A 21,514-nucleotide genomic window follows, 5' to 3' on the forward strand; every position below is an offset into this window, starting at 1 on the left:
TTTCTTGTTATCAGAAGGTCAGACCGGGAGACAGCTGATCCGGCATGGCGGCTTTGCTGTCTTCCACCGAGGCGACCGGGTACGCACAGTAGTCGGCGGCGTAGTAGGCGCTCGCCCTGTGGTTGCCGGAGGCACCTATGCCGCCGAAGGGCGCTGCACTGGAGGCACCGGTGATGGGCTTGTTCCAGTTGACTATGCCGGCGCGGATCCGCTTGAAGAAGTGCTGCCAGTCCGCCTCGCTGTCACCGAGCAGGCCGGCGGACAGGCCGAAGCTGGTGGCATTGCCCTGATCGATGGCGGCATCGAAGTCGTCATAACGGATCAGTTGCAGCAGCGGGCCGAAGTACTCTTCATCAGGCAGCGCTGCAACAGCGGTCACATCTATGATGCCGGGGGAGACGAAGCCGGTGCCGGCTTCCAGATGCTTGAGGGAGAGCAGACTCTCGCCCCCCAGCCCTTGCAGGTTGGCCTGCGCCTCGACCATGCCAAGCGCCGCACGCTCGCTGATCATGGCGCCCATGAACGGCTGTTCGGCGGCGTCATAGAGGCCGACCCTGATCTGGCCGACCACCTCCACCAGGCGCTTCACCAGGGCATCGCCACGCTCGCCACGCTCCACGAACAGGCGGCGCGAGCAGGTGCAGCGCTGGCCGGAGGTGATAAAGGCGGATTGCACTATCGCGTGCACCGCGCCATCGATGTCGCTCACGTCTTTCACGATCAGCGGGTTGTTGCCACCCATCTCCAGGGCCAGGATCTTGCCGGGCTGACCGGCAAACTGCTGGTGCAGGAAGTGGCCGGTGCGCGACGATCCGGTGAAGAAGAGGCCGTCGATGTCCGGATTGCCGGCCAGCGCCTTGCCGGTCTCCACTTCGCCTTGAACCAGGTTGAGCACCCCCTTGGGCAGCCCCGCCTCCTGCCAGATCTTCAGCATGGCCTCGGCCACCATGGGGGTCAGCTCTGAGGGCTTGAACACCACTGCGTTACCCGCGATAAGCGCAGGCACTATGTGACCGTTGGGCAGATGGCCCGGGAAGTTGTAGGGGCCGAACACGGCGACCACGCCGTGGGGCTTGTGGCGCACGAACGCCTTGGCGCCCGGCATGGGGTTCTCGACCGTGCCGGTGCGCTCGTCATGGGCGCGGATGGAGATGGCGATCTTGCCCTGCATGGCCGCCACTTCGGTGCGGGTCTCCCACAGCGGCTTGCCGGTCTCCCGGGCTATGGTCAGGGCCAGCGCCTCCTTGTGCTCGCCGAGCAGATCGGCATAGCGGCGCACTATGGCCAGACGATCCTCGAGGGCCAGATCGGACCAATGGTAGAAGGCCGCGCGGGCCGCCTTGACGGCGGCATCCACCTGGGCTGCGCTCGCCGCCTCCCCCTGCCAGATCACTTCGTTCCTGGCCGGATCTTTTGATTCGAACGGCTTGCCTTCACCGGCCAGCCACTGCCCATCGATAAACTGGACTAAAGACATCATCAATTCACTCCCTGTGGTGCACAGGCCGCCTCGGCAGCCTGTTTCAATGCGGTGATATGGACCCGTTATTCCAGATCGACGACCCGAACCATGTCGCCACTCTCCACCTTGAGGGCGGCCGCCATCTTGGGCGGAATGATGGCTTCGTGCTTGTCCAGATCGACCCGGATGTTGCCGTAGCAGGCGCGGTATTGCTCGAACCTGGCGTTGCAGACGAGGTAGGTGTGACCGCCGATGGGCTCACCCACCAGCACCGCCAGCTTCTGGCTGCGGCGCACGCTGCGGATGTGCTTCACGTCGCACTCGACTGTGGGGCCGGCATCGAAGATGTCGACATAGCCACGGTTCACGAAGCCCTCGTCCTGCAGCATCTTGATGGCAGGGCGGGTCTTCTCGTGGGTCTGGCCGATGACGGCCCGCGCCTCGTTGCTCAGCAGATTGACGTAAATCGGGTACTTGGGCATCAGCTCGGCGATGAAGCGCTTCTTGCCAATGCCGGTGAGGTAATCGACGGTGGGAAAGTCCATCGAGAAGAAATGCTTTTGCAACCACTCGTAGAAGGGGCTGTGACCGTTCTCATCGGAGACGCCGCGCATCTCGGCGAAGACGGTCTTGTCAAACAGCTCGGGGTGCTCGGCCATGAACAGGAAGCGGTGCTTGGAGAGCAGACGGCCATTGAGCCCCTCGCGGGCACATTCGCGCAGAAACAGGGTGCAGAGCTCGGAGTTGCCAGTGTAGTCGTTGGAGAGCGTGAGCGTCTCGACCACGTTGTAGATGCCGAGCTTGGGGGAAGAGTGCACCACCTTGCCGATGTGGTAGTTGTAAAACGGCTGGGACAGGCCGACCGCCGCGTCTATGGCGCAGGTACCGACCATCTCGCCGGTCTCCAGGTCTTCGGCCACGAAGAAGTAGAGGCAATCGCCTTTGCCGGCGGGCTTGTCCAGGAAGGTCTGGGTCGAGGCATCGATCTTGCGTTGCAGCAGTTCATCGTTGACCGGCAACGAGGTCATGCCGGTGCCGGATTCGATGGCACAGGTCTTGAGGCCGGCGAAGTCGCGCTGCTCGATAGGACGGATAACCAACATAAATGACAACTCCCTTTCATTGACGACAGGTGGGGTCCCGGCTCCTGCCGGGAGGGCTCCCCACCTCAACTTGGATCAGGCGTTAACCACCTGAGCGACCGCTTTTTCGAACCGTGCCAACCCTTCCTTGATGTCCGCTTCCGGAATAACCAGCGAGGGTGCGAAGCGCACCACGTTGGTGCCTGCCACCAGTGCCATCAGCCCCTGATCGATGGAGGCCAGCAGGAAGTCGCGGGAGCGTCCCTTGAAGTCATCGTTCAGCACGGCGCCGAGCAGCAGGCCCTGACCACGCACTTCGCTGAAGCAGTGGTACTTGGCGTTGATGGCGGCGAGACCGTCGCGGAACAGCTGCTCGCGCTGCTTGATACCGCTCAGCACTTCCGGGGTATTGACCACGTCAAGCACGGCTTCGGCCACGGCGCACGCCAGCGGGTTGCCGCCGTAGGTGGAGCCGTGAGTGCCCACTTTCAGGTGAGAAGCTATCTCGGTGGTGGTCAGCATGGCGCCGATGGGGAAGCCGCCGCCGAGCGCCTTGGCGCTGGTGAGGATGTCCGGCGTGACGCCAAGGCCCATGTAGGCGAACAGCTCGCCGGTACGACCGACCCCGGATTGCACCTCGTCATAGACCAGCAGGGCATTGTGCTTGTCGCACAGCTCGCGCACCCCTTTGGCAAACTCGTCGGTGGGGCTGATGATGCCACCCTCACCTTGCAACGGCTCCATCACCACGGCGCAGGTATTGTCGGAGATGACGGAGGCCAGCTCGGCCAGATCGTTGTAGGTCACGTGAGTGATGTCGGCGGGCTTGGGACCGAAACCATCGGAGTAGGCAGCCTGGCCGCCGACGCTCACGGTGAAGAAGGTGCGGCCATGGAAGCCCTGGTGGAAGGCGATGATCTGGGTCTTGTGGGCACCGAACTTGTCGATGGCGTAACGACGGGCCAGCTTGAGGGCGGCTTCGTTCGCTTCGGCGCCGGAGTTGCAGAAATAGACCTTCTCGGCAAAGGTGGCGGCGACCAGCTTCTTGGCCAGGCGCAGGGCCGGCTCGTTGGTCATCACGTTGGAGAGGTGCCACAGCTTCTCGCCCTGGGTTTTCAGGGCTTCGACCAGCTTGGGATGGCAATGGCCCAGACCATTGACCGCGATCCCGCCCGCGAAGTCGACATACTCGCGGCCTTCCTGATCCCAGACACGTGATCCCTCACCGCGCACCGGAATGATCTTGGCCGGCGCATAGTTGGGAACCATCACTTCATCAAACACTTCACGTGTCACTGCCAACAACTCTGACATATTGCTCTCCTGCTATATCGCGGCAGAATAATCCACCGCCCAAAAGTTAAATCCGTGTAAACGTGGCGGAATTATCACAGAAAAAAAGTAAAAAGTCTGTAACTTAACCGCCAATGAGGAACAATGTTCGATTGCCTGTGAGATTTTAGGCAACCGCATTGCATAACGGCTCAGGGGGTGTTGGCAAGAGATAATTTGGGCAGGAAGCAGGGTGAATAAAGTGTCAGGGAAAATTTTTTTGGCCTCATTTCGATTATGAGACGAGGATCACGATTTTTTCAGGAAACGGCCAAAAAGTTGGCCAGCAACTGGTGCCCCTGCTCGCTCAAGATGCTTTCCGGGTGGAACTGAACACCCTCCAGCGCCAGTGTTTTATGCCGCAGCCCCATGATCTCGTCCATGGTGCCATCGGCGTGCTCGCTCCAGGCGGTGATCTCGAAGCAGTCGGGCAGGGTCTCGCGCTCCACGATGAGCGAATGGTAGCGGGTGACCCGCAGCGGATCCTTGAGCCCCTTGAACACCCCCTCCCCCCGATGGCGGATGAGGGTGGTCTTGCCGTGCATCACCTGACGGGCAGGGACCACACGGGCACCAAACGCCTGGGCCAGGGACTGATGGCCGAGGCAGACGCCGAGGATGGGGATCTCGCCGGCAAAACGGGAGATGGCAGCCAGCGAGATGCCCGCTTCATTGGGCGTGCAGGGGCCGGGGGAGATCACCAGATGGCGGGGGGCAAGCCTGACTATCTCGTCCAGGCTCAGCTCGTCGTTGCGCCTGACCTGCACCTCCTGACCCAGGGCGCCAAAATATTGCACCAGGTTCCAGGTAAAGGAGTCGTAGTTGTCGATGAGTAGCAGCATGAGAAAGCCCTGGGAATAGAACAGAGACGGTGATCGGACTGCCCATGCCGGCCGTCCACGGACAAACGCCGCGCATTCTGGCATGTCTGCCCCCGTTAATAAACGCCTTCGACCCAATGCCAGTGGGCGGGTTATGCCTCAATCAGGGATGAGATGCGCGTTCACCCACACAAACCGCACCCGAGTACCGCAGGAGTGCCAGTCCGGCGCCATAGACCACGACTGACCCTCCCCTCTTTATTATGTCCACCAGATTGCACCGAAATCAGGTCATCTTTGACCCTATCTCCCGGCCATAACGGTTGAAGGCGCTCCTTCAGACGCGTCGCGATCGCCCCCTCACCAGCGTCTGCCCAGCCACGCCATGATAAAATATGCAACCTGACACACAAAACACAAAACGCAGTTTCATTTTAATTTGATCAAGGTTTTTCATTTTGCTATCGTGCCTTCAACGACAGGATTTCCCGACACATCGCCATCCATGCCGCCTGCGGCCCGGAATTGAGGTTCACAATGCAAACTCGTCAAAGCATCCACAGCGATCACGCCAAACAACTCGACACCCAGGGCCTGCGCCGTGAGTTTCTGGTGGAAGAGATCTTCAGCCCGAACCGGCTGACCATGACTTACAGCCACATCGACCGCATCGTTTTTGGCGGAATAATGCCTGTTACATCAGAGTTGGGTTTTGCCAATGATTCTGGCAAGGCATTTGGTGTGACCTTTTTCCTGGAGCGTCGTGAGCTGGGGCTTATTAATATCGGTGGCCCGGGCGTTGTGGTGGTTGATGGTGCTACCTACGAAATTGGTAGTGCCGAGGCATTATATGTTGGCAAGGGTACCGAACCCTGAGTTTTGCCAGTGTTAGCAGCGATAGACCTGCAAAATTCTTCTACAATAGCGCCCCGGCACATACTGCTTTCCCGACCCGCACCGTACTCAGGATGAAGCTGCTCCGACTACCTTGGGTGATGCTGCTACCAGCAACCGCCGTACTATTTACAAGTACCTGGTTCCTGATGTATTGCCAACCTGCCAGTTGCTGATGGGGATGACCCAACTTGAGGATGGTAGTTTGTGGAACACCATGCCGTGCCACACCCACGAGCGCCGCATGGAGGTCTACTTCTACTTCAACATGAAAGAAGATGCTGCCGTATTCCATATGATGGGTAAGCCAGCTGAAACTCGCCATATTGTGGTACAAAATGAGCAAGCCGTCATTTCTCCCGAGTTGGTCCATCCATTCTGGTGTGGGTACACAGGCGTATACGTTCATCTGGGGTATGGTCGGTGAAAACCAGGTATTTGGTGACATGGACCATGTTGCTATCAAGGATCTGCGCTAAAACATCGTATATCCATATTGCCGGTCGATTCGTTTCGACTGTGCATCTTACTTTAAATCTGGTGCACGTAATCTCGTGCCATAGGAAATAGCATGATTCTTAACGCATTCGATCTGAAAGGTAAAGTCGCCGTCGTAACCGGTTGTGATACTGGCCTTGGACAAGGAATGGCATTGGGCCTGGCACAAGCTGGTTGTGATATTGTTGGTATCAATATTGTTGAGCCAACGGACACAATGATCAAAGTTGTAATGATTGGCCAAAAGTTTTTGAGTCTCAAGGCTGATGTCAGTAAAGTTAGCGAGCTACCACTGCTGATTGAACAGGCCGTATCGCATTTTGGTCACATTGATATATTGGTTAACAATGCTGGTATTATTCGCCGTGATGATGCGATCAATTTCAGTGAAAAAGACTGGGATGAGGTGATGGACATCAATATCAGAAACCTTTATGTCGCAAGCGGTTGCCAAGCAGTTTATGGCACAGGGAAATGGTGGCAAAATCATCAATATCGCATCCATGCTTTCATATCAAGGCGGATCGCGTTCCCTCTTATACGGCTTCAAAAAGCGGCGTCATGGGCATCACCCGTTTGCTGGCCAATGAATGGGCCAGTCATGGGATCAATGTCAATGCTATTGCTCCCGGTTATATGGCAACCAACAACACCGCTGCACTGCGTGCTGATGATGATCGTAATGCTGCCATCCTGGAGCGTATTCCTGCTGGTCGATGGGGGATTCCGGATGACATGATGGGCCCTGTGGTGTTCCTGGCCTCCCCCGCCTCGGACTACATCAATGGCTACACCATCGCCGTCGATGGCGGCTGGCTGGCCCGTTGATCCCGTCCTGATAGAGAAGGCGCTGCGAGGCGCCTTTTGTCGTTGCCCCTGACAGGAGGGCCCTATGTTGCTCGACAGTCTCTGGTTTGCCCAGTCAATCGGCCTGTTGGCCTGCCTCGTGGGTGCCACGGCGTTCATGCAGCGCGAGGACAGCAAGCTCAGAGCCCACCTCACCCTCAATGGCACCCTGATGGGGCTGCACTTCCTGCTGCTGGGATCCTCGGTTGCCGCCATCAATTGCCTGTTGTGTGCGGTACGCAACTGGGTATCCGGTTACTACCGCGGACTAGGGGCCATGCTGCTGTTCCTGGTCCTGGCCTGGTCGCTGGTCATCCCTCAGGTAAGTCACCCGGTGCAACTGCTGACCCTGCTGGGCACCACCCTCAGCACCTTTGCGCTGTTTCGCCTCAACGGCATTGCACTGCGTCTGTGCATGTTGAGCAGTACCATCTGCTGGCTGACACACAATATCTGGGCAGGCTCCATTGGTGGCATCTTGCAGGAGAGTATCTTCTTCATTCTCAACAGCCACACCATCTTCAGGCTCTACAAGGCTGCCCCGCAAGACATCCGGGAATGAGCGCCCAGAGATCGGGGCAGGCCATTCATCAGGTACCACAATGCAAAAAGCAGGCCAAGGCCTGCTCTTTTTGATACTGGGTGGATAGCGCCAGTCTTATCCGTGGTTGCCGAAGGGATAGTCGTGGAAACCGAGCCCCTCGGAGATCCTGGCCGCCGCCTCGTGCAGCTGAGCCACCAGAGAAGCCTTGTCTTCCTCGTGGAAGCGCACCAGGGGCAGCGACAGGGAGAGCCCTGCGATGATCCGCCCCATGCGGCTGTAGATAGGCACAGCGAAGCAGCGCAGGCCGTGCTCCATCTCTTCTCTGTCTTCCGCATAACCTTGCTCGCGCACCTGGGCCAGCTCCACCAGCAGGGCATCGACATCCGCCAGGGTGTGCTCAGTAAAGCGCTCGAAGGTCACCCCGGCCAGCATGGCACGCACCTCTGTCTCCGGCAGCCAGGCCATCATCACCTTGCCAAGACCTGTGCTGTAGAGCGGGCGGCGGCGACCGATGCGGGAATACATCCGCAGGTTGTATTCGGAATCGATCTTGTGCAGGTAGACGATGCTGTCTTCATCCAGCATCCCCAGGTGCAGGGTCTCCTTGGTCTGCTTGCCGAGGCGATACATCTGTTCGTCGGCGATCTGCACCAGATCCTGATGCTCCAGCGCCTTGGCGCCCAGTTCAAACAGCTTGAGACTGAGGGCATACTTGTCGGTTTCCCCCTCCTGGGAGACATAACCCAGCGTCTTCATGGTTTGCAGAAAGCGGTAGACTGTGCTCTTGGACATCATGATCCGCTGGGACAGCTCGGTCACCCCGATCTCTTTCTGCTCCCCCAGCGCCTGCAGTATGCCGAACACCTTGAGTACCGATGACACCGATTCTGGCGAGTTGTCTATCGTCGACATGCGTCACTTCCAAAAAAAATGATTGATTGTTTCATTGTATTTGAAATGAACTGACCATCATAGTGACGGAGACGATTTTCCAGTCAAATCATCCGCTAATAGATGGATATGTGGCCTCGCTCACGCAGGCACTGGCTCGAATGCCACCGAAAAATGAGCACGCACGCCCTGATAATCCCTCTGCAACTTGCCTGCTTCCCATGCCTCCCCACCCTCCTTTATCAGGACAAGACCATTGTCACACTTTTAATGAAATGATGTTTCAATAGTTTTTTCTATTTCATTAATTAAATAGAATGGCGTCATCACCAACGCGGAAGACGCGGGAGGAGTTATGTCTATCAAGGTCGCCGTCATTGGCGAATGCATGATCGAGCTGTCAGAGCACCAGACCAACATAGTGCGCCACTTTGGAGGGGACACCCTCAACACCGCCGTCTACCTGACGCGGGCCAACCCGGACGTCTCGGTGCACTACGTGAGCGCCCTGGGCACGGACCCCATGAGCGCTGCCATGCTGTCGCAGTGGCAGCAGGAGGGAGTACACACCGAGCTGGTGCAACGCCTCGACCACAAACTGCCCGGCCTCTACCTCATCGAGACCGATCATCAGGGGGAGCGCACCTTCCACTACTGGCGTAGCGATGCGGCGGCCCGTTACTGGTTGCAGACCCCGGAGGCCGCCCGGATCGGCGAGCGGCTGCGGGAGTTTGACTGCCTCTATTTGAGCGGCATCAGCCTCGCCATCTTGTCTGCGGATGACAGGTTGACCCTGCTGCGACGGCTGGCCGAATGCCGGGCAGCCGGTGCCAGGATAGCCTTTGACAACAACTACCGCCCCCGCCTGTGGGAGAGTCAGGAGGCGGCCCGCCAGACCTATGCAGCCATCCTGGCTCTGACCGATCTCGCCTTCCTGACCCTGGATGACGAGGTTGCCCTCTGGGGAGATGCCGACGAGGCCCAGTGCCTGGCCCGAACCAGCGCCCTCGGCGTGAGCGAGATCGTCATCAAGCGCGGCGCCGGGCCCTGCCTCGTCGTGCAGCCCGATGACCACTGCGAGGTGATGGCCGTGACCCTCGCCAGGGAGCAGATCGTCGACACCACGGCGGCGGGTGACTCCTTCAGCGCGGGTTACCTCGCCACCCGGCTGGCGGGGCAATCCGTCATCGACTCGGCCCGCTATGCCCATCGGCTGGCGAGCACCGTCATTCAACACCGTGGCGCCATCATCCCCCTGACGGCCATGCCAGATCCCATCACCCCTGACCACCCATACAATGAGGCTTCCCATGTCAGCATTGCTTGAACGACTCTGCGTCCTGAAGATCATCCCCGTCATCGCCATCAAAGATGCCGACGATGCCGTCGCCCTCGGCCGCACCCTGATGGAAAACGGCATGCCCAGTGCCGAGATCACCTTCCGCACCCCGGCGGCGGCTGAGGCTATCCGCCAACTGCGGAGCACCTTCCCCGAGATGATCATTGGCGCCGGTACCGTCCTGACCACGGCCCAGGTCGATCAGGCCATCGAGGCCGGTGCGGACTTCATCGTGAGTCCCGGGCTCAACCCTCGCATCGTGCAATACTGCCAGGCTCGCGGGGTTCCCATCATCCCCGGCGTCAACAACCCCAGTCTGGTCGAGCAGGCCATGGAGCTGGGTCTGAAGACCCTCAAGTTCTTCCCGGCCGAACCGTCAGGCGGCCTGGGGATGCTCAAGGCCATGAGCGCCGTCTATCCGGTCTCCTTCATGCCCACCGGCGGCATCAGCCCGAGCAATGTGAAGGACTACCTGGCCCTGCCCTCCGTGTTCGCCTGCGGCGGCACCTGGATGGTGCCTGCCAATCTCGTCGACAACCGCGAGTGGGACAAGATCGGCGCCCTTGCCAAAGAGGCCATGGCCGCACTCTAAGTCAGTACGGGCCCGTCACTCGGGCCCTCATCCAACCACCACCGGGGCGCCATAGCGCTACCACAGGTGCAATCAAAGGACCTACCCATGATCGTTGGCAATCTGCAGCAACTCGACATTGCCCTGCTGCCGGCTCCGCTGATGCGGCTGCTGAGCCAGCCTGAACTTTCTTTGCACAGGCTGCAGCAACAGGCAGAGGGAAGACATGATCTTATCGACGACACCGTCTTCTATCTCGTCTCCTGTCCCACCACGGCAGAGGAAGCGAGTCTCAAGAGTGAATTTCACGACCGCTACCTGGATATCCAGATAGTGTTGAGCGGGCAGGAGGTGATCGCCCTCAGCGCCGCCATCTCCTCCCCTCATGATCATCAGGAGAGCAAGCCGGACCTCCTCTTCCTGGACAACCCGACGATCACCACCCGGCTGTTGCTCAATACCGGCGACTTCGCCATCTTCTATCCCGGCGAGGTGCACAGACCCACCTGCCAGGTCGGCACCCCCGCCCGGATCAAAAAAGTCGTCTTCAAGATCTGCAAGAACTGGTTGGCTGCTCAGTAAGGGCTCCCTTCCACCGCGAGCCCTCGCAGCACTCGGCTTCCCTCTCACCTCATCCGCCCGGAGGCGAGAGAGCATGCGTTCATAGCCCCCCCGTTTTTTACTGCTGTTCTCGTGGCCATTTGGGAGCTCAGCTCCCTTTTTTCCCCCCGAAAGATCCCGTTCCAAGCCCCATTTCATCGCCATCGGCACAGTACAACAAACCGCCTTCATAAAATTTGATTTTTGATTCCCACAAATACGGAACGCCATTTCATTAACTTGAGTTTGATCACTGAAAAGCCGCCGGATTCGCGTAGCATGAGCATCATCAAAATAACCAAACCCATAGAGGGGTGACACATGCGTACAATGAATCCTCTGCCCAAGCTGTCTCTGATTGGCACAGTGGTCGTCGCTGGTCTGTTTCTGACTGGATGTGGTGAAGACAGCAAGGCTGCTGGTCCCGTGATCCTGAAGACGGCGTTCAATCAATCCGAGCACAATCCCCAGTTCAAGGCGCTGCAAGACTTCAGCCAGAAGCTGGAAGCCGCCACTGGCGGCAAGTACAAGCTGGAAATTCACCCTAATGAGCTGCTCGGGGATCAGCGCGCGGCGCTGGAGCTGGTGCAGTCCGGCGCCATCCAGCTGGCCGTGGTTGCCAATCCCCTGGTCGAGAATTTCAACAAGAATTTCTCCGTGCTGGCCATGCCCTACATCTATGACAACCCGGAACACCAGCGCAAGGTGTTCACCAGCGGTACCCTGGATGCCCTGTTTAGTTCCACCAAGGGCAATGGCTTTGAGGTGCTGACCGCCTATACCGCCGGGGCGCGCAGCATGTACGTCAAGGGGGCACCCATCAAAACCCCGGAAGACATCAAAGGGAAGAAGATCCGCGTGATGCAGTCCGACACCATGGTCAAGATGCTGACCTGCATGGGGGGAACCGGCGTGCCCATGGGCCAGGGAGAGGTCTACTCCGCCATCCAGCAAGGGGTGCTTGATGGCGCCGAGAACAACGAGATCACCTACGCAGATCTGAAGCAGTATGAAGTGGCGCCGCATTTCTCCTACACCCGCCACGTGATGGTGGCCGACTTGCTGGTGGCCAACGAGTCCTTCCTAGAGAAGATGGATGCCGCCGATCAGGCGACCTTCCGCAAACTGGCCAAGGAGAGCACGGCGACCGAATTCGATCTCTTCTCCCAGGCGCTGGAAACCGCCAAGCAGACGGCCACCAGCCAGGGAGCCACCTTCACCGAAGTGGATATAACCCCCTTCCAGGCGCGCTGCAAGCCGCTGCAAGAGACGCTGCTGGTCACCCCGGAGCAGAGAGAGATCTTCACCAAGATCCGTGCATTGGCCAACTAACGTCTGCGGTTGTCAGGGGCTGCCATGGTGGCCCCTCTTAAAAGGATCCGTCATGAAATCCGTTCAACAATTGGCGCCTCACCCCGCTCAGCACGAGCCCCCGATCCAGGCCGGTTTCTATGCTTCCCTGACAGGGTTCAAGCAGAAAGTGGATGTCGCCGTTTCATTTTTATGTATTGCCATCGTCGCCTTGATGACGCTGTTGGTCACCTACCAGGTGGCGACCCGCTATCTGCTCAACAGCCCGAGTGCCGTGAGTGAGGTGCTCTCCCGCTACCTCTTCATCTGGCTGGTGTTGATCGGTAGTGCCTATGTCTTTGGTCTGCGCGAGCACATGGCGATCACCTTCATGCGCGATCGCATGTCGCACAACGTGCGCATCATGATGGAGATGCTCGGCGAACTGGCCACCACCACCTTTGCTCTGCTGGTGTTGACCGTCGGTGGTTACATCGGGATGAGCCGTCAGATGGGGCAGCTCGACTCGGCGCTGCAGATCCCCATCGGGGTCATTTATGCCGCCATCCCCCTGTGTGGCGTGCTGACCGTCTTCTATTGCCTGTACAACCAGTACGGGTTGGCCAGACAACTCTCCTTCAAGCAAAAGGTATAACCATGGATATTGCGATTGTTGTCGCACTGGTGATGTTCATCGGTGCCTTTTTCCTGCTGTTTATCGGCACCCCTATCAGTATCAGTATCGGGCTCTCCTCCTTCCTGGCCATGGCGCTGATCCTGCCGTTTGATGGCGCCATCCTGACCTCGGCCCAACGGGTCTTTGTCGGTCTGGACTCCTTCGCCCTGCTGGCCATTCCCTTCTTCATCCTGGCCGGCAACCTGATGAACAATGGTGGCATCGCCATCCGTCTGATCAACTGCGCCAAGATCATCAGCAACTTCCTGCCGGGCCCCCTGGCCCAGACCAACGTGGTGGCCAACATGTTGTTTGGCTCCATCAGCGGCTCAGGAGTCGCCTCGGCGGCGGCCATCGGCGGCATCATGTCCCCCATCCAGAAGAAGGACAATTACGATCCCGCCTTCAGCGCCGCGGTCAATATCGCCTCGGCCCCGACCGGAATGCTGATCCCGCCGAGCAATTCCCTGATCGTCTACGCCACGGTAGCGGGCAGCGTCTCTATCACTGCACTGTTCATGGGCGGCTACGTTCCCGGCATCCTTTGGGGGCTGGGGGTCATGCTGGTGGCCGGTTTCATCGCCAAGCGCCGTGGTTATGTGGCCGAGCACGACTCTCTCAAGGGTCTACGCCTCAAGCTGCTGCTGGATGCCATTCCCAGCCTGATGATGATCGTCGTGGTCATCGGCGGCATCCTGGGCGGTATCTTCACCGCGACCGAAGCCTCCGCCATCGCCGTGGTCTATTCGCTGATCCTCGGTGTCTGCTACCGGAACATCAAGGCTGCCGATCTGCCCGCGATCTTCCTGGCCACCGCCAAGATGACCGCCATCGTGATCCTGATGCTGGCCGCCTCCTCCATCATGTCCTGGGTGATGGCGTTCACCAAGATCCCGGCCCTGATCGCCTCGGGTCTACTCTCCTTCACCGACAGCTTCCTGCTCATCCTTCTGATCATGAACTTGGTGCTGTTGCTAGTGGGCACCTTTATGGATCCCACCCCGGCGGTGCTGATCTTCACCCCCATCTTCCTGCCTATCTGCACCCAGTTCGGCATGGATCCTGTGCAGTTCGGCATCATGATGATCTTCAACCTATCTCTCGGCACCATCACACCGCCGGTAGGGCCGATCCTGTTCACCGGCTGCAAGATAGGAGAGATCAAGATTGAGGGGGTCATCAAGCCGCTGCTGCCCTTCTTTGCGGTCATCGCCCTGGTGCTGCTGCTGGTCACCTATGTGCCGGCTATCTCGATGGCGTTGCCCCAGGCGATGGGCCTGGTCAACTGATCCCGCCCCTCCAAACGCGACAGCGAATGTGCACAGAAAACTGATAACGAATCAGCCCCGGGTGATCCAGACACCTGGGGTTATTTCATGGCGGCGCCGATGGGAGGGAAAACGGGCAGGCGGGGCTTGCTGCCGGGCGGCTTATGAACAAGACGCACCCAAGCTCAATCAGGCAGGAGATACAAACAACACTCACCGACGTATGCGGACAAGTGCAACACGGTAGCCGGTATCAGCGATCTAGATAACGCCCCTGCTCCAGCTCGCGCTCGCGCTGGCATTCGGCCAGATAGATGGCGGCGGCAATGGCCGGGGTCTTGTGGTGCTTGTCGATGGCATTGGAGACCATCAGCTGTAGGGTGTTGAGGTTCTTGGCCTTGCGGAACTTGCGCAGCCAGTGGCCCTTGTCACTCAGTTCTTCAATCACTGTATTTGATTCGACAGACATGCTTTCTCTTGGGGCAAGCGCCCGCGTTTGACATTGGAAGAGGAGATGACGAACCAGGGGTTGGGTAAAACAAAGAAAGCCAGGCAAATACCCAGCTCTCTACAACTACACCTTCCCAGTATGTCAGGCTCGAGGAACGAAGCCGACGACATCATATACGCTGATCAGGGTTTTTTCAGCCCTTTCCCGCGCCTTTTGTGCGCCAGCCGCCAAAATTGCCTGCAGATGAGTCTCATCCTGACGCAACTCGCGGAAGCGGGCCTGGATGGGCTCCAGCAGGGCGACCACGGCATCGGCCGTCTCGCTCTTGAGGTGGCCGTACATCTTGCCCTCGAAGTGCTGCTCGAGCTCGGGGATGGAGCGACCTGTCACACCGGACATCAGGGTCAGCAGGTTGGAGACCCCCGGCTTGTTCTCGGGATCGAAGCGCACCACGGCTGGCTCGTCGGAGTCGGTCATCGCCCGCTTGATCTTCTTGACGATCTGCTTGGGATCTTCCAGCAGGCCGATGAAGTTCGCCTCGTTGTCGTCGGACTTGGACATCTTCTTGGTGGGATCCTGCAGACTCATCACCCGGGCACCGTCGGTCGGGATGAAGGGCTCAGGCAGGGTGAACACCTCGCCGTAGAGGTTGTTGAACCGGGTACAGATGTCGCGGGTCAGCTCCAGATGCTGCTTCTGGTCGTTGCCGACCGGCACCTGGTTGGCCTGATAGAGCAGGATGTCCGCCGCCATCAGCACCGGATACCCGAACAGGCCGACGTTGACGTTGTTCTCGAAGCGGGCGGACTTGTCCTTGAACTGGGTCATGCGCGACAGCTCGCCCATCTGGGTGTAGCAGTTCAGGATCCAGCCGAGCTCGGCGTGCTGGGGTACGTGGGACTGGATGAAAACGGTGCTCTTGGCCGGATCTATGCCGACCGCCAGATAGAGGGCGGCGGCATCCAGGCAGGCCTTGCGCAAGGCGGCAGGCTCCTGGCGGGTGGTGATGGCATGCAGATCGACGATGCAGTAGAGGCAGTCGAAGTCATCCTGCATGTTGACCCACTGACGCAAGGCGCCCATGTAGTTGCCTATGGTCAGCTGGCCCGAGGGTTGGGCCCCGCTCAATACGATTGGTTTAGCCATGAATGTGTTGATCCTTGTTATTCAGCCAAGAGGGCATCGAGCTCTGCAAACTGCTCGCATACCCAGTCAGGGCGGGAATCTGCGATGGGACGGCCATAGTTGTAGCCGTAGGTGAGCCCCACCACCTTCATGCCGGCAGCCTGGGCGGCCAGCACATCATTTTCGGAGTCCCCCACCATCAGGGTGCGGGACGGGCTGACCCCCAGCTCGTGACAGGCGTGCAGCAGCGGATCCGGGCTCGGCTTCTTGAGGGGCACGCAGTTGCCCCCCAGCCAGAGCGCGAAGCAGTCGCCGATGCCGAGGGCATCCAGAATGGGCTGCACGAAGTGACTCGGCTTGTTGGTCACCACGGCCTGCCGGTAACCGAGCGCCTGCAGGCGGCGCAGGCTCTGCTCCACCCCGTCATACATGGCCAGCCCTTGCAGCAGACAGGCCTGATAGTGCTGGTCAAACAGGGGGCGGGCCTTGGCAAACAGCTCGGGCGCCTCGCGATAGTCCAGCGCGCGTTGGATCAGCTTGTCGGCGCCATTGCCGACCCAGGTGCGTACCACGGCCTCGTCGGCCTCGGGCAGCCCCAGATCGGTCAGGGTGCGGTTGACCGCCAGCGCCAGTTGGGAGGCGCTGTCAATCAGGGTGCCATCCAGATCGAACAGCACCAGATCGAAGGGACGTTCAACGGACATGAGCCAGCTCCGCCCGCATCTGATCGATCACCGCCTTGTAATCCGGCTTGCCGAAGATGGCGGAGCCCGCCACGAACATGTCAGCCCCGGCGGCGGCGATCTCGCGGATGTTCTCCACCTTGACGCCACCGTCGATCTCGAGGCGAATGTCACGACCGCTCTCATCGATCAGACGACGCACCTGACGCAGCTTGTCGAGGGTGCCAGGGATGAAGCTCTGACCACCAAAGCCCGGGTTGACCGACATCAGCAGGATCACGTCCAGCTTGTCCATCACGTACTCGAGGCAGGTGAGCGGCGTGGCCGGGTTCAGCACCAGACCGGCCTGGCAACCCTGCTCCTTTTGATGAGACCCAGGGTACGGTCCACGTGATCGGAAGCTTCCGGGTGGAAGGTGATCAGGTTGGCACCCGCCTTGGCGAAATCGGGGACGATGCGATCCACCGGCTTGACCATCAGGTGCACATCGATGAGCGCCTCGATGCCGTAGTCGCGCAGAGCCTGACAGACCATGGGGCCTATGGTCAGGTTGGGGACATAGTGGTTGTCCATCACGTCGAAGTGCACCACGTCGGCCCCGGCGGCCAGCACCTTGGCGACATCCTCACCCAGGCGGGCAAAGTCGGCGGAGAGGATAGAGGGGGCAATCAGAAAGTCTTTCATCAGCGTCATCCATTGGCAGCGTGGCAGAAAAAGCGGCGCAATTTTATCGCAAATGGGCGATGAAAACGACCCGCACGTACAGGGAATGCGGACCGCAGGTGCAGAAGACGCGGGCCGCGAGTCTCGCCGCAAAGGCGGGATGAAAACGAACCGCACCTGCAGAAGACGCGGGCCTTGCGCTTGCCCGACCAGACAGGTGACCTGCCCGGGCAGAAACGACAACGGTCCCCGCAGGGACCGTTCATGACTCAACCGACAGAGACCAGCTCGGCCTCGCCAGGGTAATGGCCCTGCTCGGGGGCTATGCCAGGCGGGTAGAGCGCCAGCAGCTCGGCCACCTTGTTGCGGCTGCCACCGTTGCGACTGATGGTGCGCTTGACCAGGATCTCGTCCAGCCGGGCACCGCGGTAGAGATCACGGGTCAACTTCATGTCGTGATTACTGATAAGCACAGGAACCATTTTCTCGGCAGCCGTGCGGCGAGCCAGCTGCGACAGCACCACCTGATCGTCCAGAGTAAAACCGCTGGCGGCATAACTGGTAAAGCTAGCAGTGGTGGAGAGGGGGACATAAGGCGGGTCGCAATAGATCACCCAGTCCTCCTCTGCACGGGCCATGGCATCGACATAACTCTCGCAGATGAAGGTGGCCTTCTGGGCCTTCTCGGCGAAGGCCCACAGCTCTTTCTCCGGGAAATAGGGCTTCTTGTACGAACCGAACGGCACGTTGAAGCCGCCCTTCTTGTTGTAGCGGCACAGACCGTTGAACCCGTGGCGATTCAGGAACAGGAACAGCTGGGCCCGCTCAAAGCCAGCCTCGGTCTGGTTGAACTGGGTGCGCAGCCGGTAATAGGCAGTCTTGTGGTTGTGCTCGGCCACAAACAGCTTGCGCGCCTCGTGGATGAAGTTGTCCGGCTGCCGCTTGAGGTGATTGTAGAGACCGATCAGATCCGGATTGATGTCGTTGAGCACATAGGCATCGTAATCCGTGTTGAGAAACACTGAGCCCGCTCCGACGAAGGGCTCCAGCAACACACGCCCGGCCGGCAAGCGCTCGGCAATCTCTTCGACCAGGGAGTATTTTCCCCCGGCCCATTTTAAAAACGCGCGTGTTTTTTTCATGGAAGTCCGGTGTTAAGAAGGCAATGCCCAAAAAAGGGGGACGATTCTACCCCCTTCCCCGGGCGACTGGCTATTGCTTCAATTCTTTTTGTATCTGGGCAAACGACTTGGGCCAGGGTTGTCCCTTGAGCAAGGCGGGGGAGAGCTTGCGGATCGCCGCCTTGGCCTGGGTGCTGTTGGCATAGTCGCCCTGCACCACTACGTACCAGGGGCTGCCACGGAAGCGGGTCTTGTAGACCCAGACCTTGCCCGCCAGCCCATGCTCGGCCACGAAGCTGTCGACCGCCTGGGTGTTGCTCGCCCCCATCAGCTGGATGCTGTAGTGGTTCCTCGCCTTCTTGTTGAGGGTCGCCACCGGCGTCAGGGCCACCTTGGGTGCCGGTGCCGCGGCGGGCGCAGTCGCGGCAGGAGTGGGCGTCGCCTTGGCAACAGGCGCCGTGCTCTGTGCCTGTGCCGCCGCCCCGGTCGGGGCCGCACGGGAACTCCCGCCGACCAGCTCGTCCACCACAGCCGTCGGCAGGGCACCGCTGACGTTGGGCTGTGTCATCAGTTTCTCAACCACTTCATCGGAGATGACGACCCGGCGCCCCTCGTAGTTGCTCGACTCAGTGGTGACCGTCTCGCTCTCGACCTTCTTGGGCAAGGTCTTGGCATCGGGTTGCCAATCCCGGGCAACCTGGTTGCTTGAAGAGCTGGCATCGGCGCCATTGCTCGCCTGGCTCCCCTGAGCCCCGCTCGCCACACCGACGCTCAGCGGATCGGTGGCGACGGGGTCGGGCAATGCCATCCCCTGGGACGAGGCCGGGGCCTGCTCCTTGCCTGCCTCCTCGAACAGAGGGAGATAGCTCAGGGCCAGCAAACCGGCGGCCGCCAGGGCCAGCACGGTCGCAATCTTCTTGACGGGCAACTCGGCCTGACGTTTCTTGGGCCTTCTGTCGGTCATGACATCCTCCAATGACTGCATGATGGCGGACGGGTGTCCCCCCGCCCCCTTCAGGATCTCTTCCACTTTCGGCTTGGGCAAGAGGGCCGCCGGGATCTTCAGCTCCTTGGCCTTCTCATACAGGAAGATGCGTTGCTCAGGCGCGCTCAGTGGCGCGACTTCCAGCTCGAGCGCGGGCATGGCCCGCCCCTTGAGGGCACTCTTCTGATCGCGACACCAGATGTCACTGCCCGAGAGCAGGATGGCCAGTTTATGGGGAGAGGCCAGGGTATCGTTGTGGCGACAGAGCGCCCACAGCTCCCCCACCAGTTCGGCGGGCAGGGTGTCGGCGCGCTCGATCATGAGCAGCAGGGTGGAAGGCTTGCCCTCCAGCATGCGAAAGAAGCTGTCGGCCAGTGCATCTTGCGCATTGAACAGGGGGCGTGCCACCACCTGCTGAAGCAGCAACTGGCGCACGTCCGCCATCTTCATGGCCGGGCTGCCGATGAGGCTCACCACCCGAACAGTGTCAGGCAGTTGGGCAAGCAGGGATTCACACAGGGTGCCACGGCCGCTGCCGGGCTTGCCTGAGAGAAAAATATAGGGGTGATTGAACTCAATCAGGTGCAGCAGCCGGTCAACCAGCTGCCGCTGGGAAGGCAATTTCAGCAATTTGTTATTGGTCACGACCAGACTCGATCACCGCCATCAGCTGCGCATCCGTCACATCGGCCACCACCTGGGCCTGCCCGATCCCGACTGGCAACACCAGCCGCAACTTGCCTTCCAGCACCTTCTTGTCACGGCGCATATGGCGAATGAAGGCGGCAAAGTCCATCTCGGGCGGCGCCAGCACCGGCAGGTCCGCCGCCAGCAGCAGGTCGCGGACTCGTGCAACCTCTTGCGCCGTCATGTCACCACGGGCCAGGGCCGTTTCGGCCGCCAGCATCATGCCTGCCGCCACCGCTTCCCCATGGAGCCAGTTGCCATAGCCCTTCTCGGCCTCGATGGCATGGCCGAAGGTGTGACCCAGGTTCAGCAGGGCGCGCACGCCATGCTCGGTCTCATCCTGACCGACCACGTCGGCCTTGATTTCACAGCAACGGCGAATGGCGTAAGAAAGGGCTTCGGCGTCAAGGCGTTGCAGCCGTGCCATGTTGACTTCGAGCCAGGAGAAGAAGGCCGCATCCCAGATGATGCCGTACTTGATCACCTCTGCCATGCCGGCGGCAAATTCCCGCGCAGGCAGGGTCTTGAGGCAGTCGGTGTCGATGATCACATGCTTGGGCTGATAGAAGGCACCCACCATGTTTTTGCCAAGAGGGTGGTTGACGGCGGTCTTGCCGCCGACGGAGGAGTCAACCTGGGAAAGCAGTGTGGTAGGCACCTGAATGAACGGAATGCCTCGTTGATAGCTTGCCGCAGCAAAGCCTACAACGTCGCCTATCACGCCGCCCCCCAGGGCGATGAGGGTGGTGTCACGACCATGACTGGTTTCCAGCAGAGCAGACATGATCCGCTCGAAGGTAGCCAGGGTTTTGTAGGCCTCGCCATCCGGCAGTATCAGGTGTTCAACCTGAAAACCGGGCAGCAACTGAATGATCTGCTCAAGATACAAGGGGGCGACGACTGTGTTGGTCACTATCATGACCCGCTTGCCCTTGATCGTCTGCGCCAGCACCTCGGGGTGTTGCAACAGACCAGCAGCTATCTCAATCGGGTAGCTGCGCTCACCCAGTTCGACCTTCAACCTTTCCATGGACGTCCTCTATTGATTACATACCAATCAACTTAACGATTTGATTAGCTACAACTTTTGCACTTTGATCATCCGTCTGGATGACAAAGTCTGCGACTTCTTCATACAGGGCGTTGCGCTCTTGGGCCAGACGCTCCAGCACTTCGCGGGGCGGCTCTTCGGTTTGCAACAAGGGGCGACGCTTGTCTCTCTGGGTACGCGCCAGTTGCTTTTCAATGGTGGTTTCGAGGTAGACCACGATGCCGCGCGCAGAGAGTTTGTTGCGGGTTTCACGGCTCTTGATGGCGCCGCCGCCCGTTGCCAGCACGATACCCTGCTGCTCGGCGAGTTCACCGATCACCTTCTCTTCGCGGATCCGGAAACCCTCTTCGCCTTCAACATCGAACACCCAGCCGATATCGGCACCACTGCGGCGCTCAATCTCATGATCTGAGTCGAAAAACTCCATGTGCAGTTGTTCTGCCAGATGTCTACCTATGGTGCTCTTGCCCGCACCCATGGGACCTATCAGGAAAATATTGCGTTTCTCAGCCATGTCTTTTCGTTAGTAATTACAAACTGTATGGCCCCGGTAACTACTCGACCGGGGTACCTATGAACCTTATCTTGCGATGGATCAGGAGGGGGATTATCTCAATAGAAACCAGGACTGGCA

22 protein-coding genes and 2 pseudogenes are annotated in these 21,514 nt (G+C 59.5%); 11 read left to right on the top strand and 13 right to left on the bottom strand.

What is annotated here, in order from left to right; genetic code table 11:
- Positions 1–10: 10 nt before the first annotated feature.
- From astD to ACF2JD_RS03825, 4 genes are all read right to left on the bottom strand, one after another.
- Positions 11–1,480, bottom strand: coding sequence for a succinylglutamate-semialdehyde dehydrogenase (gene astD, locus ACF2JD_RS03810; protein ID WP_440986793.1), 1,470 nt, complete (start codon positions 1,478–1,480; stop codon positions 11–13).
- A gap of 65 nt (positions 1,481–1,545) precedes the next feature.
- The gene (gene astA, locus ACF2JD_RS03815; RefSeq protein WP_025326162.1) at positions 1,546–2,565 is read right to left on the bottom strand and encodes an arginine N-succinyltransferase; all 1,020 of its coding nucleotides are present in this window, start codon (positions 2,563–2,565) and stop codon (positions 1,546–1,548) included.
- 75 nt (positions 2,566–2,640) lie between these two features.
- The gene (locus tag ACF2JD_RS03820) at positions 2,641–3,858 is read right to left on the bottom strand and encodes an acetylornithine/succinyldiaminopimelate transaminase (RefSeq protein ID WP_440986794.1); all 1,218 of its coding nucleotides are present in this window, start codon (positions 3,856–3,858) and stop codon (positions 2,641–2,643) included.
- A 278-nt stretch (positions 3,859–4,136) separates the two neighbouring features.
- A complete protein-coding gene (locus ACF2JD_RS03825; RefSeq protein WP_440986795.1) occupies positions 4,137–4,718 on the bottom strand; it encodes an aminodeoxychorismate synthase component II in 582 nt (193 codons plus the stop codon).
- 516 nt (positions 4,719–5,234) lie between these two features.
- Here ACF2JD_RS03825 and ACF2JD_RS22580 point away from each other — a divergent pair.
- From ACF2JD_RS22580 to ACF2JD_RS03845, 5 genes and pseudogenes are all read left to right on the top strand, one after another.
- Positions 5,235–5,573 carry a hypothetical protein gene (locus ACF2JD_RS22580; RefSeq protein WP_456305320.1) on the top strand — a complete coding sequence of 113 codons (339 nt, stop codon included), beginning with the start codon at positions 5,235–5,237 and terminating at the stop codon, positions 5,571–5,573.
- A gap of 112 nt (positions 5,574–5,685) precedes the next feature.
- A complete protein-coding gene (locus ACF2JD_RS22585) occupies positions 5,686–6,018 on the top strand; it encodes a 5-deoxy-glucuronate isomerase (protein ID WP_456305321.1) in 333 nt (110 codons plus the stop codon).
- Between the two features lie 219 nt (positions 6,019–6,237).
- Positions 6,238–6,465: pseudogene (locus ACF2JD_RS03835) on the top strand (SDR family NAD(P)-dependent oxidoreductase); the annotation flags it as partial.
- Positions 6,466–6,650: 185 nt separating this feature from the next.
- The gene (locus tag ACF2JD_RS03840; protein WP_440986796.1) at positions 6,651–6,917 is read left to right on the top strand and encodes an SDR family oxidoreductase; all 267 of its coding nucleotides are present in this window, start codon (positions 6,651–6,653) and stop codon (positions 6,915–6,917) included.
- A gap of 64 nt (positions 6,918–6,981) precedes the next feature.
- The gene (locus tag ACF2JD_RS03845) at positions 6,982–7,497 is read left to right on the top strand and encodes a YgjV family protein (RefSeq protein ID WP_440986797.1); all 516 of its coding nucleotides are present in this window, start codon (positions 6,982–6,984) and stop codon (positions 7,495–7,497) included.
- A 96-nt stretch (positions 7,498–7,593) separates the two neighbouring features.
- Here ACF2JD_RS03845 and kdgR read toward each other — a convergent pair whose 3' ends face one another.
- Complete coding sequence (gene kdgR, locus ACF2JD_RS03850; protein WP_289976031.1) at positions 7,594–8,391, bottom strand: DNA-binding transcriptional regulator KdgR; 798 nt, start codon at positions 8,389–8,391, stop codon at positions 7,594–7,596.
- A 334-nt stretch (positions 8,392–8,725) separates the two neighbouring features.
- Here kdgR and kdgK point away from each other — a divergent pair, with 334 nt between their 5' ends.
- The 6 genes from kdgK to ACF2JD_RS03880 all read left to right on the top strand — a co-directional run bounded on the left by kdgK (position 8,726) and on the right by ACF2JD_RS03880 (position 14,135).
- The gene (kdgK, locus tag ACF2JD_RS03855; RefSeq protein ID WP_440986798.1) at positions 8,726–9,697 is read left to right on the top strand and encodes a 2-dehydro-3-deoxygluconokinase; all 972 of its coding nucleotides are present in this window, start codon (positions 8,726–8,728) and stop codon (positions 9,695–9,697) included.
- Positions 9,681–10,301, top strand: a complete 621-nt coding sequence (locus ACF2JD_RS03860; RefSeq protein ID WP_440986799.1) for a bifunctional 4-hydroxy-2-oxoglutarate aldolase/2-dehydro-3-deoxy-phosphogluconate aldolase — start codon at positions 9,681–9,683, stop codon at positions 10,299–10,301. The genes kdgK and ACF2JD_RS03860 overlap by 17 nt, the downstream gene beginning before the upstream one ends.
- A gap of 87 nt (positions 10,302–10,388) precedes the next feature.
- The gene (locus tag ACF2JD_RS03865) at positions 10,389–10,862 is read left to right on the top strand and encodes a YhcH/YjgK/YiaL family protein (RefSeq protein WP_429172565.1); all 474 of its coding nucleotides are present in this window, start codon (positions 10,389–10,391) and stop codon (positions 10,860–10,862) included.
- A 339-nt stretch (positions 10,863–11,201) separates the two neighbouring features.
- On the top strand, positions 11,202–12,212 hold the full coding sequence (locus ACF2JD_RS03870) for a TRAP transporter substrate-binding protein (protein ID WP_440986800.1): 1,011 nt from the start codon (positions 11,202–11,204) through the stop codon (positions 12,210–12,212).
- A 52-nt stretch (positions 12,213–12,264) separates the two neighbouring features.
- Positions 12,265–12,825 carry a TRAP transporter small permease subunit gene (locus ACF2JD_RS03875; RefSeq protein WP_440986801.1) on the top strand — a complete coding sequence of 187 codons (561 nt, stop codon included), beginning with the start codon at positions 12,265–12,267 and terminating at the stop codon, positions 12,823–12,825.
- 2 nt (positions 12,826–12,827) lie between these two features.
- Positions 12,828–14,135, top strand: coding sequence for a TRAP transporter large permease (locus tag ACF2JD_RS03880; protein ID WP_408752382.1), 1,308 nt, complete (start codon positions 12,828–12,830; stop codon positions 14,133–14,135).
- A 232-nt stretch (positions 14,136–14,367) separates the two neighbouring features.
- On the opposite strand, the gene ACF2JD_RS03885 is transcribed toward ACF2JD_RS03880, so the two are convergent.
- The 8 genes and pseudogenes from ACF2JD_RS03885 to aroK form a co-directional block, all read right to left on the bottom strand.
- Complete coding sequence (locus ACF2JD_RS03885; RefSeq protein ID WP_106887541.1) at positions 14,368–14,583, bottom strand: hypothetical protein; 216 nt, start codon at positions 14,581–14,583, stop codon at positions 14,368–14,370.
- Between the two features lie 123 nt (positions 14,584–14,706).
- Entirely contained in the window at positions 14,707–15,711 is a 1,005-nt protein-coding gene (gene trpS, locus ACF2JD_RS03890; RefSeq protein WP_025326158.1) for a tryptophan--tRNA ligase, read from the bottom strand.
- Positions 15,712–15,728: 17 nt separating this feature from the next.
- Positions 15,729–16,394, bottom strand: a complete 666-nt coding sequence (locus ACF2JD_RS03895; protein WP_440986802.1) for a phosphoglycolate phosphatase — start codon at positions 16,392–16,394, stop codon at positions 15,729–15,731.
- Positions 16,384–17,057, bottom strand: a pseudogene (gene rpe / locus ACF2JD_RS03900) (ribulose-phosphate 3-epimerase). Before rpe ends, ACF2JD_RS03895 begins: the two are co-directional and overlap by 11 nt.
- A 248-nt stretch (positions 17,058–17,305) precedes the next feature.
- The gene (locus tag ACF2JD_RS03905; protein ID WP_440986803.1) at positions 17,306–18,178 is read right to left on the bottom strand and encodes a Dam family site-specific DNA-(adenine-N6)-methyltransferase; all 873 of its coding nucleotides are present in this window, start codon (positions 18,176–18,178) and stop codon (positions 17,306–17,308) included.
- Between the two features lie 70 nt (positions 18,179–18,248).
- A complete protein-coding gene (locus ACF2JD_RS03910) occupies positions 18,249–19,787 on the bottom strand; it encodes an SPOR domain-containing protein (RefSeq protein WP_440986804.1) in 1,539 nt (512 codons plus the stop codon).
- Positions 19,777–20,859 carry a 3-dehydroquinate synthase gene (gene aroB, locus ACF2JD_RS03915; RefSeq protein WP_408866037.1) on the bottom strand — a complete coding sequence of 361 codons (1,083 nt, stop codon included), beginning with the start codon at positions 20,857–20,859 and terminating at the stop codon, positions 19,777–19,779. The genes ACF2JD_RS03910 and aroB overlap by 11 nt, the downstream gene beginning before the upstream one ends.
- Positions 20,860–20,875: 16 nt before the next feature.
- Complete coding sequence (aroK, locus tag ACF2JD_RS03920; RefSeq protein WP_010673824.1) at positions 20,876–21,394, bottom strand: shikimate kinase AroK; 519 nt, start codon at positions 21,392–21,394, stop codon at positions 20,876–20,878.
- Between the last annotated feature and the right edge of the window lie 120 nt (positions 21,395–21,514).

The sequence above is a fragment of the Aeromonas ichthyocola genome (assembly GCF_046087985.1).
In the GTDB taxonomy this organism is placed as follows: domain Bacteria; phylum Pseudomonadota; class Gammaproteobacteria; order Enterobacterales; family Aeromonadaceae; genus Aeromonas; species Aeromonas rivipollensis.